This window comes from Streptomyces sp. (assembly GCF_019510245.1).
Classification (GTDB): domain Bacteria; phylum Actinomycetota; class Actinomycetes; order Streptomycetales; family Streptomycetaceae; genus Streptomyces.
Genome location: NZ_JAEKKT010000142.1, coordinates 41,498 through 59,350, shown reverse-complemented (window position 1 = coordinate 59,350; position 17,853 = coordinate 41,498). Strand labels below are relative to the sequence as shown.

Below are 17,853 nucleotides of genomic sequence, written 5' to 3'. Positions count from 1 at the left end.
GGCAGCTGGAGTTTGCGGACTATGTCGGGGGCGGAGAGGGTCCCGTCCCCGTCCAGGAAGAGCTCAAGAATGTCGAGAGCCCGGGTCACGGCAGGCACGAGGCGTCCCACGTCCGGCCCCCTCCCTTGGGTCTAGGCGCCGGATACCCGGTGCGGCGCGCGTCTCAGCTGCGGAGCCGTTCGAGATATCAACAGGCGATCGGCATGACGAACACAGGCTAGCCATCGGGGATTCCACGGGCAATGGTCTTGAGGAAGCCGGGTAGCGGCACGTGCACCATGGGTGGCATGCAACTGGACTTCCAGCTGGTGCTGCTGCGCCGCATGGCCGACCACAACCCGGACCTGGTCGAGGACGCCCGGCGCACCCTGGGCGCGTCGCTCGCGGACATGCGGGAGGCCAACAAGCGCTGGCAGGCGATGGCCCGCTCGCCCCGGTCCGCCGCCTCCCGCTACCGCTCGGTCCTCGGCCCGCCCGAGTGGGAGACCAAGCGCACCGTCGGCGACCTGGAGTGCGCGGCCTGGCAGTGGCCACTCCCCCTCTGGCCCACCCTGCGCTTCGAGGTCATGGTCGGCCCCGGCGGTGCGGTCTGGAACGAATGGCTGGTCCGCGCCCCCGACGCGGCCGCCCCGAGGCTGGAGACCTACGACGACCTCACCCCCTGGTCCTGCACGGTCGACGAGGCCGCCCGCGCCTTCGCCCCCGCCCGTCCCCTGGAGGGCACGGCCCCCACCCGCTGGGGACTCACCTTCAAGGTGCCCGACGGCCGTCAGGTGGTCGCCGAGTTCACCTGGGGCCTGCTGCAGCGGACCGCGGTCATCGACGCGCCTCGGTGAGGATCGCCTCCGCCACCGCGGCCACCGACCCGGGGTGCAGGAACAGGAACAGGTTCGGTTCGACCAGCTCCAGCTCCATCACCCGCGGCCGCCCGTCCTCGCCGTCGACCAGGTCCACCCGGGCGTAGAGCAGCTCGGGCGCCTCCGGGACGGCGGCCAACGCGCGCTCCGCCACGGCGAGTTCGCCGGACGTCGGGACCCACCTCGCCAGCTCGGGGTGGGCGACCTTGTCCGCGTCGTACGCCGTGCCCGGCGTGAGCACCGCCCGCTTGCGGCTGGCGTGCAGCAGCCGCCCGCCGAAGAACTGGAGCGCCCGCTCGCCGCTGACGTCGATGCCGGAGACGTACGGCTGGACCATCGCGGTCAGCCCCTCCTCGTGCATGCGGGCGAGGTGCCGTACGGCCGTCTCGTGCTCGCCGGGCGTGTAGCGGGCGGCGAACCGGGCGCCGGCGCCGAAGGTGGGCTTGACGACGAAGTCGCGGTCGGCGGGGAGGGCGGGACCGGCCGGGTCGCCGGGGGCGAGATACCGCGTCGGCACCACCGGCACGCCGGCCGCCGCGAGGTCACCGAGATACCGCTTGTCGGTGTTCCACCGGACGACCTCCGCCGGGTTCGCGATCCGGGTCGCCTTCCCCACCCGCTCCGCCCACGACACGAACTCGTCGGCGCGCCAGCTGTAGTCCCAGGTGGAGCGGATGACGACCAGGTCGTGGGCGCCCCACTCCGTCTCCTGGTCGTCCCACGGGCGGGCGACGGCCTCGGCCCCCGCGTCGGTCAGCGCCCGCAGCAGCACCGGCAGGTCCTGGTCCTTGTTCGGTTCCGTGCCGGGGTCGTAGGTGGCGAGGGCTATGCGGGGCACGGCGGGGGCTCCCTTGGCTGTCGGCGGCTGCGTTCCTTCCTCGGGCAGGCTAACCCGGCGACGCTGTTGACCTTCACCTTCGGTGAAGCCCCAGCATCGGTGGCGGACGTCGAGGAACGTCAGGCACGGGCAGGAAGACGGCATGGAGACGGCATGGAGACCGGCATGGAATGGCTGACCATCGGGGCCTTCGCGAAGGCCTGCCGGCTGTCGCCGAAGGCGCTGCGGCTGTACGACGAGCTGGACCTGCTCAAGCCCGCCCGGGTCGACCCGGAGACCGGCTACCGGTACTACGCCGACGCGCAGCTGGAACGCGCCCGGCTGGTGGCCTGGCTGCGGCGGCTGGGCATGCCGCTGGCGCGGATCCGCGAGGTGTGCGCGCTGCCGGCCGGCCCGGCCGCCCGGGAGGTGCGGGCGTACTGGGCCCGTGTCGAGGCGGAGACCGCCGTACGGCGGGACCTGGCCGCGTTCCTCGTCGACCACTTGTCCGGAGAGTCGAGAAGGGACACGACGACGATGCTGGAACTGCGTTATGCCGCCAACTCGGACCGGGGGCACGTCCGGCCGTCCAACCAGGACACCGCGTACGCGGGGCGCCGGCTGCTGGCCGTCGCCGACGGGTGCGGGCCGGCCGGGGCATCGGCCAGTGCCGCCGCCGTGGCGGCACTCAAGCCCCTGGAGGAGGCGGAGCTTTCGCCCGGGAACGTGCTGAACCTCCTGGAGGACGCGGTGCGTTCGGCGGCCGAGGCGGTACAGGGAGTGGCGGAGGGCAGTGCGGAGGTGGGTACGACGCTCACCGCGCTGCTGTGGACCGGGTCCCGGCTGGCCCTGGTGCACGTCGGGGACTCGCGGGCGTATCTGCTGCGGGACGGGGAGCTGTTCCGGATCACGCACGACCACACTGTGGTGCAGGCACTGATCGACGAGGGCCGGCTGACGCCGGAGGAGGCCGAGAGCCATCCGCAGCGGATGCTGCTGGCGAAGGCCCTGCCGGGTGGCACCGCCGACACCCCGGACCTGAAACTCCACGAGGCCCGGGCCGGCGACCGGTATCTGGTGTGCTCGGACGGGCTGACGAGGGCCGTTCCCGACGAGCGGATCCGCGAGTTGCTCGGGAACGGGACGGCCCCCGAAGTGACGGTACGGACGCTGATCGACGCGGCGAACGCGGCGGGCGGCGCCGACAACGTGAGCTGCGTGGTGGCGGACGCCGTGACGGCCCCCCGCCGGCCGGACGGCGCCGGATAGCCGCGGCGTCGACGCTGCACCCGACTCCGTTGTCGGCGCCGGGCGTTGTGCGGGGACGGTCGGACGCCGGGTAGTTGAGCGACGCTCCGTCAGACCAACGTGCCGTACGCGCCGGAGGTGCCGTGACCGAGATCTTCGTGGACCGCGAGCAGGAACGGCGGCAACTGCTGGACCTGGCCACGGCGGTGACCGGTGGTACGGGCGGGGTGTACTGCGTCGAGGGGCCGGCGGGCATCGGCAAGACGGCCCTGCTCGACACCTTCCGGGAGACGGCCGCGGCCCTGCCCGGGCTGCGGATCTCGAAGGTCGCCTGTCACGGTCAGGTCGGGGCGGAGAACTCGTACGGCCCGATCATCGATCTCCTCGCGACGCAGCCGGCGTCGGCCCCCGCCCGGCGCTGGGCGCGGCGCCGCCGCATCGCCGCCGATCTGGCCCCCGACCTGCTGGAGCTGGTCCCCGTGGCGGGAGGCGCGCTCAAACTGGGCGCCCAGCTGGTGAAAGACGTGATCGAAGATCACTCCAAAGCCGATCCGAACGGACTGATCGGGCAGGTGGGCCGGGTCGCGCAGGTCCTCGCCGGCGCTCTGCTGCGCGCGGCCGCGACCCACGGACCCACGCTCCTGGTCATCGACGACGCAGAGCGCATCGACCACAGCAGCTGCATCGTCCTCGACTCTGGCCATGGAAGCGGCCCGCGCCGCCGACCGGGTGGGCGACCCGCCGCTCCGCGCCCGCGCGGGGTTCCTGCACGGCAAGATCCTCCTGCACGCCAGGGGCGCGGAGGCGTCGCTGGCCGTCCTGACCGACGCGCTGGCCGCGACCCGCAAGGAGACGGACCCGGTCAACTCGTTCCTGCTCGCCGCCGAGCACGGCGCCCAGCTCACCCAGCGCGACCTGCGGCGCGGGATGGCGATGATGCACGAGGCGGAGGAACTGCTGCACCGGGCGCCGCAACTGCGTGACACCCGGGACCCCGTGGTGCGTGTGGTCTCCGACCAGCTCGAACAGCATCTCGGCATCAACCTTCTCGACGCGGGCGACCCGTCAGGAGCGCAGGTGCGGCTGACCGCCGTCCTCGAACGGCTGCGGGGCCGCGGCGCCACGGACCAGTTGCAGCCACCGCTGAACTACCTGGCTCAGAACCGGATTTCGCTCGGTGACTTCGCGGGGGCGCAGGAACTGCTCGAAGAAGCCGTCGGCCTCGGCCGCTCCGGCGAGGACGGTTCCCCGGCCAGTGCCTGGCACGCGTACCAGACGGCGCTGCTGGGACATGTCGCGCTGCTCCGCGACGACGGGGAGACAGCGCTGCGACGGCTGCGCGCCGCGGCCGACGAAGTCGATCGGTCCGGCATCGTCAGTATCGCTCCGCTCGTCCACAATTACCTGGCCGAGGCCCTGCTGGAGGCCGACCCCACCGGCCCCGACGGCGACCGGCGCGCGGCCGAGGCGGAACGGCTGGCCGCGGAGAACGCCGCCCACTGCCGGCAGGCCGGCACGACGCGCAGCGAGGTGGTCGCCTGGTCGCTGGTGGCGCGCGCCCGGCTGGCGCAAGGGCGGCCCCAGGAGGCCCGGGAGGCCGGAATCCGTGCCGTGGACATCCTCGACGCCAGCGGGGGCAGGCTGGCGGCGGTGAACGCCGAGGAGATCCACTACCACCACGCCAGGACGCTCCTGGCCCTGGACGACCAGGCCGGCGCGACCCGGTTCCTGGAGCGCGCCTGGCAGGAGATCCAGCACAAGTCCACCTCCCTGACCGGACCGGCACGCCGCCTTTTCCTGGAGGACGTACCCGTCAACAGGGCGGTCGCCGAAGCACTCGGCCACGGAGGACAACCGTGACCCGGGCTGGGGCGGAAGCCGGACCATGAGTGATCGCGGCACCGGCGCCTACAGCGGCCTCAACCGGGCGCGGCTGCACTGACCGGAGCATCCGGCCCTGCGGGCGGTGAGGTGCGGCCGGCGCATGATCCGTGCGCGGTCGTCGGGAGGCGACGGTGGTGAGCGGCCGGCAGTGTGATCAAGGTCGTGGTGCGGTGTGCGAGTGGGGTGGCCCGGGAGTGCGGTGGCTGGTGTAGGAAGGGGCTGTCGAGGTTCCGGCCGGTGCTTTCCGATGTGAGGAGTCGTCGCGTGTCGTTTCTGTTTCCGGCCCTGGTGGGCGGTCCGGGCGAGCGCAGCGGGACGGGGGTCCCCCCGGACGAGGTCCGGGGAAGGGTCGCCCTGCGGTTCGGGGTGCGCTCGCTGACGTACGGGCAGCTCGCCGCCGCGGCCGGGGCCGTCGCCGGCCGGGTCCGGGGCGCCGAGCGGGTCGCGGTGTGGGCGACGCCGGAGCTGGAGACGGCGGTGGCCGTCGTCGGCACCCTGCTCGCCGGGCGGGCGGCCGTGCCGCTCAACCCGAAGTCGGGCGACAAGGAACTCGCGCACATCCTCACCGACAGCGCGCCGACCGCCGTGCTGGCCGCGCCCGGCGCCGAACTCCCGGCCGCGTTCGCCGGCCTGCAGCGGATCGACGTCGACGCGGCGGCCGTGGGGGCGCTGCCCGAGGACCGTACCGCCGAGTCCGACCCGGCCCTCGTCGTCTACACCTCCGGCACCACCGGGCCGCCCAAGGGCGCCGTCATCCCGCGCCGGGCGCTCGCCGCCACCCTAGACGCGCTCGCCGACGCCTGGCAGTGGACCGGGGAGGACGTCCTCGTCCACGGCCTGCCGCTCTTCCACGTGCACGGGCTCGTGCTGGGCATCCTCGGGCCGCTGCGGCGCGGCGGCTCGGTCCGGCACCTCGGGCGGTTCGACACCGCCGGGGTCGCACGCGAGCTGAACGACGGGGCGACCATGCTCTTCGGCGTCCCGACCATGTACCACCGCATCGCCGAGGCGCTGCCCACCGATCCCGCGCTGGCGAAGGCGCTCGGCCGGGCCCGGCTGCTGGTCTCCGGCTCCGCCGCGCTGCCCGTCCACGACCACGAGCGGATCGCGGCGGCGACCGGACGGCGGGTCGTCGAGCGGTACGGCATGACGGAGACGCTGATGAACACCAGCGTGCGCGCGGACGGGGAGGCCCGGGCGGGGACCGTGGGCCTGCCGCTGCCCGGGGTGGAGCTGCGGCTGGTGGAGGAGGACGGGACGGCGATCGCGGCGTACGACGGGGAGACCGTCGGGGAGATCCAGGTGCGCGGCCCGAACCTGTTCACCGAGTACCTCAACCGGCCCGACGCGACCGCCGCCGCCTTCACCCCGGACGGCTGGTTCCGGACCGGCGACATGGCCGTGCGGGAGGCGGACGGTTACGTGCGGATCGTCGGGCGCAAGGCCACCGACCTGATCAAGAGCGGGGGTTACAAGATCGGCGCCGGGGAGATCGAGAACGCGCTGCTGGAACATCCTGGGGTGCGGGAGGCCGCGGTCACCGGGGAACCGGACCCGGACCTGGGCGAGCGGATCGTCGCCTGGGTCGTACCGGCGGAGCCCCAGTCGCCGCCCTCCGCCGAGGAGTTGGCGGACCATGTGGCCGGGCGGCTGGCCCCGCACAAGCGGCCCCGCGTCGTCCGCTACCTGGACGCCCTCCCCCGCAACGACATGGGGAAGATCATGAAGCGGGCCCTCGGTGCCTGAGCCGACGCCCGGGCGGCTCTCGGCCCGCCGGATCCTCACCCTCGTCACCGACCCCGGCACCTTCGCCGAACTCCCGCACCCGGCCCGGCAGTCGCCGCCCGACGGCCCGCTCGGCTGGCAGGGGTACGACGCCTCGCGCGCCCGCGCCGCCGAGCGCACCGGCGAGGAGGAGTCCGTCGTCGTCGGCACCGCGCGCGTCGGGGGCACGCCGGCCGTGCTGATCGCCTTCGAGTTCGGCTTCCTCGGCGGCTCGCTCGGCGAGCGGACCGGGGACCGGCTGGAGGCGGCGTACGTCCATGCCCGCGCCCACCGGCTCCCGGTCGTACCGCTGGTCGCCACCGGCGGCAGCCGGATGCAGGAGGGCATGCTCGCCCTGTCACAGCTCCAGCGCGTGGCCCGCCAGTCGGCGCTCACCCGGGAGGCGGGGCTGGCGCAGGTCGCGGTCCTGCGCGACCCGACGACCGGCGGCGGCTGGGCCACGCTGGGCGCCGGCGCCGACGTGGTCCTGGCGCTGCCCGGCGCCCAGGTGGGCTTCGCCGGCTCCCGGGTCCGCCCGCCGGACGCCGACCCGGCCGCGTACACGGCCGAGGCTCAGCTCGCGACGGGCTCGGCGGACGCCGTGGTGCCCCTGCCGGAGCTGAAGGCGACGCTCGGGCTGTGGCTGCGGCTGCTGACCACCCCCGCCCCGATACCCGCCGACCCGCCGGCCGCCCTCGGCGGGAGCGTGCTGCCCGCCACCGGCTGGGAGGCCGTCCGGCGCGCCCGCGCCCCGCACCGCCCGCGGGCCGGCGCCTACCTGGACGCGTACTTCACCCGCCGGGTCGCCCTGGCCGGCGACCGGTGCGGCGGTGCGGACCCGGGCGGGATGCTGTGCGGGTTCGGCGAGCGGGCGGACGGCCGTACGGTCGCCTTCGCCGCGCAGAACGGGACGGCGACCAGGCCCGCCGGGTACCGCACCGCGGCCCGCCTGATACGGCTCGCGGACCGGCTGGGCATCCCCGTGCTGACCCTCGTCGACACGCCGGGCGCCGCGAACGACGCGGACGCGGAACGCCAGGGCGCGGGTGCCGCCATCGCGGAGCTCTTCGGGGAGGTCGCGGCGGCCCGCACGCCGATCACCACCCTCGTCATCGGCGAGGGCGGCTCGGGCGGCGCCCTCGCCCTGGCCGCACCCGGCAACACCTGGGCCACCCCGGACAGCTACTTCTCCGTCATCGCCCCGGAACTGGCGGCGGCGATCCTGAAACGCCCCCCGGAGGACGTCGAGACCACCGCCGGCCAGTTGCGCATCCGCCCCCAGGACCTGGTGGACCTGGGCGTGGTCCAAGGCATCGTGCCGCACTCCCCGGCCACCCTCGCCTCGCCCACACCGCCCGGCTGACCTCCCCGGTGGCCGGGTGGGTCCGAAACCCCCCGTTCAGCCGCGCCCCGCCCGGCCCCTCCCCGCAGGCGCGCCGCTCGGATCCCCCGGAGGATGCGAAGCAGGCCGCCGACCGGCGGTACCACCCCACACGGCCCGCGCACCGGGAGGATCTGCCGTGACCGTCAGTCTGGAGCAGTTGCGCCGCTGCCATTTCGCCGTCGATCTGGGGGCCGCACGCACCCGGGTGTACGTGAGGGGCATGGGCCTGGTCGTCGACCAGCCTTCCGTCGCCGCGATGAACACGCGTACCGGCGCCCTGATCGCCGTCGGCGAGTTCGCGGAGAAGATGACCGGCCGGACCCCCGACTACATCCGTGTCGTGCGGCCCGTCTCCGGCGGGACCGTCGTCGACATCGAGATGGCCCAGCGCATGCTGCGCCATCTGCTCGGCGACAAGATCCGCCGTTCGCTGCGCCGCAAGCCCCGGCTGCGGGCGGCGGCCTGCACCCCGCACGACGCCGACCCGCTGGCCCAGCGGGCGACCATCGAGACGCTGGTGGGGCTGGGGGCGCGGCGGGTGGAGCTGGTCGACACGCTGATCGCCGCGGCGGTGGGGTGCGGGCTGCCGGTCGAGCGGCCGGAGGCGAGCATGATCCTCGTCTGCGGGGCCGCCGCGACGCAGGTCGCCGTGCTCTCCCTCGGGTCGATCGTGTGCGCCGAGCGGATGCCCGTCGGCGGGGAGGCCGTGGACAACGCGATCGTCCAGCACCTGCGGCACGAGCACGAGCTGATGCTGCCGAACCAGTCGGTACGGCCCCTGCAGCTGGCCCTGGAGGACAACGGCCTCACCCCGTACGGCCCGGCCTCCACCGAGATCCACGGGCGGGACGTGGTCACCGGGCTCGCCCGCAGCGTGCGGGTCGACACCGCCGCCGTCCGGGACGCCATCCAGACGCCCCTCATGTCCGTCCTGGACGGGATCGGCAAGGTGCTCCGCGACTGCCCGCCCGACCTGGTCGCCGATCTCGCCGACCGGGGCATCACGATGGTCGGCGGATCGGCGCTGCTGCCCGGCTTCGACCAGTTGCTGCGGGAGGCCACCGGCATGCCGGTGCACATCGCGGAACGGCCGGACGTGTGCGCCGTCCAGGGCATCGGAGCAATGCTGGAGGGCCGGATCGAGCCCCTGGTGCTGGACCCGCTGGCCGCCTGAGCACCCCGCATGCCCCGCCGGGGCACCGACGTGAGTCGACGCGCCCGGCTCGGCATCGGGGCGCTGCGCGCCGGCCTGGGCACCCGGCATCCCGAAGCCCTGGCGGTCGCCTGCAACAGCGCCCTCACCGTGACCGCCCTCGGCCGCCTGGACGAGGCCCGGGCGCGGCGCGAGGAAGCCGTCAGCAGGCTGAAGGGGCTGCGCCGGCAACTCGGTGAGAACAACGGCATCACCCGCTTCGCGCCGGCGGAACGCAGGGTGTACCGGGACCTGGAGCCGCTCGCCGTGTGAGCCGGCCGGATCGCTCCCCGCCGCTCAGTGCGCGAACCAGCACCGCACCGTCGTCCCCTCCGGGCCGGTGTGCACGCGGACCAGGTCGGCGACGCGGTTGACGAGGAACAGGCCGCGGCCGCCGGAGCGGTCGCGGGAGGGCGGGCGGCGGCCGGCCAGGGGGTCGGTGAGGTGGCCCTTGTCGCGGACCTCGCACACCACGCTGCCGTCCTCGGCCCACACCCCGAGCGTGCCCGAACCCCCGCCGTGCACCACGCTGTTGGTGGCCAGCTCGGCGACGGCCAGCGTCAGATCGGCGAGCCGGCCGGCGGTCAGGCCGAGCCGGGCGGCCTCGGCGGCGGCGAGGTGCCGGGCCTCGAAGAGTGAGCCCGACTCGAAGCAGACCGCCGGGACGGCGTCGGGCGGGGGCGGCAGGGGCTCGTTGCAGCGGGCGAGGGCGTCGTCGGGGGCGTAGGCGTGGCTGTCCCGGTCCGGGCCGCCGCCGGGCTGCCGCAGCGTGGGGTGGGTGGCGTGGGCGTCGGCGATGACCTGCGGGTCGAGGCGCCGGGTGTCGTACGGGCACAGGACGGTCGCCGTACGGCCCCGGAAGGCCGCGTTGATCAGGGCCTCGTGCTGGACGCAGGCCAGGTGCTCGGCGGGGGTGCGGCCGGGCCAGACGGGTTCGCCGATGATGCGGACGCGGCGGCCGGGCGGCTGCGCGTCGGCGAAGGCGTGCAGGACGCCGGGGATGATCCGGCCCGGGTTGCGGCCGGCCTCCCGCATGTCGAGGAAGCGCACCGGCCCGGCGTCGGCGCCCAGCGCGTCCTGGATGAGGCGGAGGTTCTCGCCGGGCACGGCGACGGCCACCGGCTCGCCGGCGGCCAGCGCGGCCCGGACGAAGGGCACCGTCCCGGCCAGGTACTCGCCCTCGTCGCCGTAGAACAGGGCGGGGTGGGCGAAGGGGCCGGGCGCGCCGGTCATGCCGACGTCGCCGTACGCCGTACCGGCTCCCGGATGGTCACGGTGCCCGCCTTCCTGCCGCCGGCTCACACACGTGCCCCGTTGCCGCCGGTCCAAACCGGCCCGCCGGCCACGGGCGCCGGGCGCGGGGCGGCCGGTGCGTACCACCCGCCCGCACACCCGGACTAGTACGGCAGGATGCGCCCGGAAGGCGTCCTGCGGTCGATCTCCTGCCCGCGGGGAGCGGGCCGACGAACAACGCGTACGCGGATCCGACCGTCCATGACGCCCTCCTCTTGCCGAGCCCTGACCGGTGCCTGCTGTCCGGTAGGAGGGCTCTGCCCCGCACATGGCAGGTCCAAGCCTGGTGCGGGGCAGGAAAGTTGGCGGGGTGGTCGAGGCGGGGGCAGAACAGATCGTTCGACTGGTCGGACGTTGTTCGAAAACTCTTGACGGCCCCGTGTACATCGTTTGACACTCTCGCAACGCAATGTCATCTCCGTGTAACCGCTGAGGACTTGGCAGGGAGCCGCACATGACGCACACCTCACGCCTGCGCGGCCGCGCGAGACGCCGGGCGGGACAGCTCGCCGGACTGACCGCCGCCTCGACCCTCCTGGCCCTCCTCGGCCCCGCCCTTCCGGCCCGGGCCACGACCGGGGCCGTCGCCGATCCCGCCGCCGTCACCGACGGCCTCGCCCTCTGGTACCCCCTGGACGCCGACACCGGCACCACCGTCCCCGACGCCTCCGGCAACGGCCGCGACGGCACCCTCAACGGCACCGCCGACTGGTCGGCCACCGGGCAGGGGCTCGGCTTCGACGGCTCCGGCACCTACATCAAGGTCCCGGACGACGTCATGAAGGGCATGGACTCGATCACCGTCTCCATGGACGTGCGGATCGACTCCGCCCAGTCCACCCCGTACTTCCTCTACGGCTTCGGCAACTCCAGCGGCAGCAGCGGCAACGGCTACCTCTTCACCACCGGCAACTCCCTCCGCACCTCCCTCGCCACCGGCAACTGGTCGACCGAGCAGACGACCAGGCCGTCCGACTCGCACAACCTCACCCGGTCCGTGTGGAAGCACATCGCCTACACCCAGACCGGCACCACGGGCGTGCTCTACGAGGACGGCGTCGAGGTGGGCCGGAACACCTCCGTCACCATCACCCCCGGTGCCATCGGCTCCGGCAGCACCGTCGCCAACTACATCGGCAAGTCCGTCTACTCCGGCGACAAGCTCTTCAAGGGCCGTATCCGCGACTTCCGCGTATACGACCGCGCCCTCGACGGCTCCGAGGTCGGGCAGCTCGCCCTCCCCGTCGACACCCAGGGCGTCTCCGACGACAAGGCGGCCCTGAACCTCGGTGACACCGGTGCCGTGACCGCCGACCTGGACCTGCCGACGACCGGCACGGCGGGCGGCTCCGCCATCAGCTGGTCCAGCGACGCCCCCGGGGTCGTGTCGGACTCCGGCAAGGTGACCCGGCCCGCCGCCGGCTCCCCCGACGCCCACGCCACGCTCACCGCGACCCTCACCAAGGGCACGGTCACCGACACCAGGACCTTCGACGTCACCGTCCGCGCCGACTTCGACGACGCCACCGCCACCTCGCAGGCCGCCGGCGCCCTCACCGTGCACGACGTCGACGACGTCCGCGGCAACCTCACCCTGCCCGCCGACGGCGCCTACGGCACGGCCGTCACCTGGTCCTCCGCCGACCCGGACGTCGTCTCCGCCGACGGCGTGGTCCACCGCCCCGCGCACGGCGCGGGAGCCACCACCGTCGACCTGACCGCGACGGTCACCAAGGGAACGGCCTCCGCCACCCGCACCTTCACCGCGCGGGTCCCCGAACTCCCCGCCAGGGAAGCCCTCAAGGGCTACATGTTCAGCTACTTCACCGGCGAGGGCACCGCCGACGGCGAACAGCTCTACGCCGCCCTCAGCAAGGGGAACGACCCGCTGAACTGGCGGGAGCTGAACGACGGCAAGCCCGTTCTGACCTCCACGCTCGGCGAGAAGGGCCTGCGCGACCCGTTCATCATCCGCTCCCCCGAGGGCGACAAGTTCTACCAGATCGCCACCGACCTCAGGATCTACGGCAACGGCGACTGGGACGCCGCCCAGCGCACCGGCAGCAGGTCCGTCATGGTCTGGGAGTCCACCGACCTCGTCCACTGGACGAACCAGCGCCTGGTGAAGGTCGCCCCGGACAGCGCGGGCAACACCTGGGCACCGGAGGCGTTCTACGACGCGAAGCTCGGCGAGTACGTCGTCTTCTGGGCGTCGAAGCTGTACGACAACGCGGCGCACACCGGCGACACCTACAACCGGATGATGTACGCCACCACCCGCGACTTCTACACCTTCAGCGAGCCCAAGGTGTGGATCGACCGCGGCTGGTCGGTCATCGACTCCACGATGATCCAGAAGGACGGGACCTACTACCGCCTGTCCAAGGACGAGCGGAACAACACCTCCTCGACCCCCAACAGCAAGTTCGTCTTCGAGGAGAAGAGCGACTCGATCCGCAGCACCGACTGGACCCCGGTCGCGGAGGGCATCGGCAAGGGGGCGATGAGCGCCGCCGAGGGGCCGCTGGTCTTCAAGTCCAACACGGAGGACAAGTGGTACGCGTTCCTCGACGAGTTCGGGGGGCGCGGGTACATCCCGTTCGAGACCGACGATCTGGACTCCGGGGTCTGGACACCCGTCACCGACTACGACCTGCCCGCCAAGCCCCGCCACGGCACCGTGCTCCCGGTCACCCAGACCGAGTACGACAGACTCCTGCGCGCCTACCAGCCCGACCAGTTGGTGGAGAGCGTCCAGAGCGTGAAGGTGGCGACCAGGACGGGGCAGGCGCCGGTCCTCCCCGCCACCGTCATCGCCTCCTACGCCGACGGCGTCGACCGGCCGGCCGCCGTCACCTGGGACGACGTCCCGGCGTCCGCCTACGCCCAACCCGGCACCTTCACCGTCACCGGCCGCCTCCCGGACGGCACCGCGATCCCGGTCCAGGCCGAGGTCACCGTGTCACAGGAGGGTCCCGACGTCCCGGCCGACCTGCTCCTGCACTACGACTTCGACGAGACCGGCGGCAACATCGCCGTCGACTCCAGCGGGCACGGCTACCACGGCACGTACGTCCGCACACCCGAGTTCGGTACGGGGGTGGAGGGCGGCTCCTTCAAGATGTCGGGCGACGCGACGAGTTCGCCGTACGTGAGGATCCCGAACGGGGTGCTGAAGGACGCCGACAGCGTGACCGTGTCGACGTACGCCAAGTGGAAGGGCGGCGACAGCTTCCAGTGGCTGTTCGGGCTGGGTCCCGACAGCGACAAGTACCTCTTCGCCACCCCGTCCAACGGCGGGTCCAGCCTCTACTCGGCCATCACCAAGGCGAGTTGGCCGGCGGAGTCGAAGCTGTCGGCCGGCTCGCAGCTCACGCCCGGCCAGTGGCGGCACGTCACCGTCACCCTCGACGGTTCGACCGGCACGATGATCCTGTACGTCGACGGCATCGAGGCGGCCCGCACGACGACCACCATCAAGCCGTCCGAGCTGTACGACGCGAGCAAGGACCACACCGGCTACATCGGCCGCTCCCTGTACGCGGCCGACCCCTACTTCGGCGGCGAGGTCGACGACTTCCGCATCTACGACCGGGCCCTGTCGGCCGCCGAGGTCATGGAGCTCAGCGGCAACACGGCCGGGATCGCCAAGGCGACCCAGACGGGTCTGAAGGTCGACGCCATCGTCGACGACGCGGATGGCAAGATCACGTTGCCGATGACCGAGGGCGCCGATCTCACCTCCCTGGCACCGGAGTTCACCCTCGCCCACGGCGCCGCGATCAGCCCGGCCTCCGGGAGCGTGCAGGACTTCAGCAAGCCGGTGACCTACGAGGTGACGGGCTCCGACGGCAGGAAGCGCACCTGGACGGTGTCGGCACTGGTCATGAAGAGCCCGGTGCTGCCGGGGCTGAACGCCGACCCGAACATCGTCCGCTTCGGCGACACCTTCTACCTCTACCCGACCAGCGACGGCTACGACGGCTGGAGCGGCACCCGGTTCAAGGCGTACTCCTCCACCGACCTCGTCCACTGGACGGACCACGGCGTCATCCTCGACCTGGGCCCGGACATCAGCTGGGCGGACAGCAGGGCCTGGGCACCGACGATCGCCGAGAAGGACGGCAAGTACTACTTCTACTTCTGCGCCGACGCGAACATCGGGGTGGCGGTGGCCGACTCGCCGACCGGCCCCTTCAAGGACGCGCTCGGCAAACCCCTCCTCAAGTCCGGTGACTTCAGCGGCCAGATGATCGACCCGGCCGTCTTCACGGACGACGACGGACAGTCGTACCTCTACTTCGGCAACGGCCACGCCTACGTGGTCCCGCTGAACGCCGACATGACGTCCATCGACACCTCGAAGGTCCGGGACATCACGCCGAGCGGGTACAACGAGGGCTCGTTCGTCATCAAGCGCAACGGGATCTACTACTTCATGTGGTCGGAGAACGACACCCGCGACGAGAACTACCGCGTCGCCTACGCCACCGGCCCCTCCCCCACCGGACCCTGGACCAAGCGGGGCGTGATCCTCTCCAAGGACCTCTCCCTGGGGATCAGGGGCACCGGCCACCACAGCGTCGTACACGTGCCGAACACCGACGACTGGTACATCGCCTACCACCGCTTCGCCATCCCCGGGGGCGACGGCACCCACCGGGAAACGACCGTCGACAAGCTGGAGTTCGACGCGGACGGGCTGATCAAGCCGGTCGTGCCGACGCTGACGAGCATCGATCCGGTGACCGTCGTGCACGCGGGACCGGACGTCAGCGGGACCGAAGGGGATGCGATCGCGCTGTCCGGCACCCTCTCCGGCGCCGGTACCGCGCAGTGGACCGTGCCCGCGAAAGCCCCCTGCACGGTCCGCGACCCGGCGGCCGCCGCGACCACCGTCACCTGCACCGACAACGGGACCTACACCCTCACCCTGACCGGCGGACGCAGCACCGACACCACCTCCGTGACCGTCACCAACGCCCCACCGACGATCACCGACGCCCGCGGCCACGGCGCACGGCACGTGACCCTCACCGTCCGTTTCACCGACCCGGGCGGCTCCGACACCCACACCTGCACCGTCGACTGGAAGGACGGCAGCCGCCCGGCGAAGGGCCGGATCACCGGCACCACCTGCCGGGCCGAGCACCTCTACCGCAGGCCCGGCGGACACCGCCCGGCGGTCACGATCACCGACGACGACGGGGGCACGGCCACCGTGCCGGTCCCCGTCGGACCACGGCACTCCGCGAGACCACGGCCGTCCTCACCGGCTCGTGCGGCTGGATCAGCCCACGGTACGGCCGGGTCCGGCGGTAACTGATCCGGGGGCGGCACTGCCGTCAGGCGGCCGTGCCCGCGGCCAGCCAGCGCGCGACGTCGCGCGGGTCGGCGGCCGTGCCGGTCATGCGGAGTTCGCGGTGCACCGCGCGGAGCAGCTCGGGGCGGTGCAGCAGCGGGCGCTCGGCGAGGGCGAGGACGAGGCCGGTCCACGCGTCGGCGTCCTCGGGGTCGCCCGCCAGCAGGCGGGCGTAGGCGTCGGGCGCACCGGGGTCCCCGGCGACCAGGGCACGGTCGGCGGCGGACGGTACGGGCCAGTCGCCGGCGTCCGGCACGGCGAGGCGCTGCCGGATCAGTCCGTTGCGGGACTGGGACCAGGGCGCGACGGGATCGGGGACGACGGCGGACGCGGCGATGGGCCCGCCGGCCGCGGCACCGGCGGTGAAGGCCCTGGCCAGGGCCCGGACGTCGTCCGGGGCGGGGGCCAGGTGCCGGATCCGCCAGCCGGTGCGGTGGTCGGTGGCCGTGAACTCGGCCAGGGCGGCGATGTCCGGCCGGATCCGCGGGTCCGACCACCAGGCCGGCAGCCGGGAGGCCATGCCCCGCAGGAAACGGCGCCCGTGCGCGGTCAGGCCGGGGTCGGCGCGCAGGGCGTGGATCGCCTCCTGGGTCTGCCGCCGGCGCAACGCGAACTCGAACTCCGCCAGCGGGCGCGCGGCCGGCGGCGCGTGGTCCAGGTACCTGCACCAGAAGTCGGTGATGCCCAGGAAGGCGTAGGCGCCCTGGAGCAGACCGCTCAGCGGGCGCGGATCGTTGCGCCAGGGGGCGTAGTGCCGTTCGGTCCCGCTGTCCCGCTCCAGTGTGAGCAGGTGGAGCAGCGCGCCCAGCTTGGTGTGCTGGAACTCGTGGACGAGGGTGACCGCGAAGCTGACGGGGTCGGGGGGCAGCGAGGCGAGCAGGCCGCCGAAGGCGTCGCTGGACGAGGCGCTGAGAACCGTCCAGGCCGATGCCCGGCGCACCTCGGCGATGGTGCGCAGGCCCACGGCCATGGCGGACGCCGTGCCCGGATCGCTGTTCGCGAGCAGGTCCAGCGCGCCGTCGAACCGTTCCCGCCAGCGGGCGAGTTCGTCCTTGCCGAGGCGCTGTGGGGGCAGCGGCTCGCTCAGGTCCCGATAGGGGTCGATGTCGTCCAGCCAGAGGGTCATGGGCCGTCCCTGCACGTCGGCCCGCAGGGTGTGCAGCCCCTGCCACCCGGGGGCGTCACCGTCATGGGCGCCTGACGGGCCCACGCACGCGCCCTGCGGATCGACCCGCAGCCGGCCTCCCTCGACCACCACCTCAGCCGTCCCCCACCGCGGGCGGTCGGGCAGCCGGGCCAGCCCGAGGGTGGGGAACATCGCCGTGCCGTCCCGCAACGGCACGGTGGTGCGCAGCGGCAGCCCGGCGCGCAGCGCGGCGACCGCGCACACCGCGTACAGATGGCCGAGGTCGGTCCAGAGCGGGCCGTCGCCCCAGGCCGTGTGGCTCGCGCGCCGCAGGCCATGCCCCAGCCAGATGCCGACCTGGGGGTGCATCAGCAGCTCGGCCAAGTCCTCCGGGGCCCGCTGCTGAGCCGTCGTCAGGACATCCCACGCGGTGTCCACGGGCGGTAGCGGACCCAGCGCGCCGGGGGTCTCGGCGATGGCGTCGAGCAGGGTCCGCAGCAGCAGAAGCCGCCTGCTGTACTCGGTGACGCGCAGGAAACGCACCGTCTCTGGACCGCCCCGGCCCGCGGCCAGGTCGCTGAAGTAGGCCGCGGGCAGGAGATGGTGATCCGCCTGCGCGGGTGCGGAGCGTGCGTCCGGCACATGTCTCCTTCCGCGGGGTCCGTCAGTCGGCTCGTCCGGATCCTGGTCCGCCCTCGGAGGCGAAGTTGACCCTCGGCCGTTCGACCTGCCGCAGCAACCGCTCCAGTGCACGCGCGTAGACGTCAGTGCTCTGCGACCGGAGGTCGGAGAGGGCGGTGTCGCTCAGGTCGGGCAGTTCGGATCTCATGAATTCTGCGGACGTGTTCATGCGCCATCCCCCTGAGAACGCCCTGTCTCCCGTTGATTTCATGATGACGCATGGACCAGGTGCCGGGAAGGCCGTG

13 protein-coding genes and 1 pseudogene are annotated in these 17,853 nt (G+C 73.2%); 9 read left to right on the top strand and 5 right to left on the bottom strand.

Going from position 1 to position 17,853, the window contains the following annotated elements:
• On the bottom strand, positions 1-110 hold a 110-nt coding region (locus tag JF597_RS23740; RefSeq protein ID WP_293998322.1), incomplete at its 3' end, for a helix-turn-helix domain-containing protein.
• Between the two features lie 177 nt (positions 111-287).
• Here JF597_RS23740 and JF597_RS23735 point away from each other — a divergent pair.
• Positions 288-836 carry a hypothetical protein gene (locus JF597_RS23735; protein WP_293998139.1) on the top strand — a complete coding sequence of 183 codons (549 nt, stop codon included), beginning with the start codon at positions 288-290 and terminating at the stop codon, positions 834-836.
• Here JF597_RS23735 and JF597_RS23730 read toward each other — a convergent pair.
• On the bottom strand, positions 817-1,695 hold the full coding sequence (locus JF597_RS23730) for a hypothetical protein (protein ID WP_293998137.1): 879 nt from the start codon (positions 1,693-1,695) through the stop codon (positions 817-819). The two genes, JF597_RS23735 and JF597_RS23730, sit on opposite strands and share 20 nt — an antisense overlap.
• A 165-nt stretch (positions 1,696-1,860) precedes the next feature.
• On the opposite strand from JF597_RS23730, the gene JF597_RS23725 reads away from it, so the two are divergent.
• The 7 genes and pseudogenes from JF597_RS23725 (at position 1,861) to JF597_RS23695 (ending at position 9,419) form a co-directional block, all read left to right on the top strand.
• Positions 1,861-2,943, top strand: coding sequence for a MerR family transcriptional regulator (locus JF597_RS23725; RefSeq protein WP_293998319.1), 1,083 nt, complete (start codon positions 1,861-1,863; stop codon positions 2,941-2,943).
• 122 nt (positions 2,944-3,065) lie between these two features.
• Positions 3,066-3,548 (top strand): annotated as a pseudogene (locus JF597_RS55660) (ATP-binding protein); the annotation flags it as partial.
• A gap of 76 nt (positions 3,549-3,624) precedes the next feature.
• Positions 3,625-4,782, top strand: coding sequence for a hypothetical protein (locus JF597_RS23715; RefSeq protein ID WP_293998131.1), 1,158 nt, complete (start codon positions 3,625-3,627; stop codon positions 4,780-4,782).
• A gap of 288 nt (positions 4,783-5,070) precedes the next feature.
• The gene (locus JF597_RS23710) at positions 5,071-6,552 is read left to right on the top strand and encodes an acyl-CoA synthetase (protein WP_293998128.1); all 1,482 of its coding nucleotides are present in this window, start codon (positions 5,071-5,073) and stop codon (positions 6,550-6,552) included.
• Positions 6,545-7,933 carry a carboxyl transferase domain-containing protein gene (locus tag JF597_RS23705; RefSeq protein WP_293998125.1) on the top strand — a complete coding sequence of 463 codons (1,389 nt, stop codon included), beginning with the start codon at positions 6,545-6,547 and terminating at the stop codon, positions 7,931-7,933. Before JF597_RS23710 ends, JF597_RS23705 begins: the two co-directional genes overlap by 8 nt.
• Positions 7,934-8,090: 157 nt before the next feature.
• Complete coding sequence (locus tag JF597_RS23700) at positions 8,091-9,128, top strand: rod shape-determining protein (protein WP_293998122.1); 1,038 nt, start codon at positions 8,091-8,093, stop codon at positions 9,126-9,128.
• A 30-nt stretch (positions 9,129-9,158) separates the two neighbouring features.
• Entirely contained in the window at positions 9,159-9,419 is a 261-nt protein-coding gene (locus tag JF597_RS23695) for a hypothetical protein (protein ID WP_293998119.1), read from the top strand.
• 24 nt (positions 9,420-9,443) lie between these two features.
• On the opposite strand, the gene JF597_RS23690 is transcribed toward JF597_RS23695, so the two are convergent.
• Positions 9,444-10,379: an anti-sigma factor RsbA family regulatory protein gene (locus JF597_RS23690; protein ID WP_293998317.1), complete on the bottom strand. Its 936-nt coding sequence runs from the start codon at positions 10,377-10,379 to the stop codon at positions 9,444-9,446.
• A 514-nt stretch (positions 10,380-10,893) separates the two neighbouring features.
• Here JF597_RS23690 and JF597_RS23685 point away from each other — a divergent pair.
• A complete protein-coding gene (locus tag JF597_RS23685) occupies positions 10,894-15,765 on the top strand; it encodes a family 43 glycosylhydrolase (RefSeq protein ID WP_293998116.1) in 4,872 nt (1,623 codons plus the stop codon).
• 19 nt (positions 15,766-15,784) lie between these two features.
• On the opposite strand, the gene JF597_RS23680 is transcribed toward JF597_RS23685, so the two are convergent.
• Both JF597_RS23680 and JF597_RS23675 read right to left on the bottom strand, forming a co-directional pair.
• Entirely contained in the window at positions 15,785-17,569 is a 1,785-nt protein-coding gene (locus tag JF597_RS23680; RefSeq protein WP_293998113.1) for an HEXXH motif domain-containing protein, read from the bottom strand.
• A 22-nt stretch (positions 17,570-17,591) separates the two neighbouring features.
• The gene (locus tag JF597_RS23675) at positions 17,592-17,756 is read right to left on the bottom strand and encodes a hypothetical protein (protein WP_293998111.1); all 165 of its coding nucleotides are present in this window, start codon (positions 17,754-17,756) and stop codon (positions 17,592-17,594) included.
• Positions 17,757-17,853: the final 97 nt, after the last annotated feature.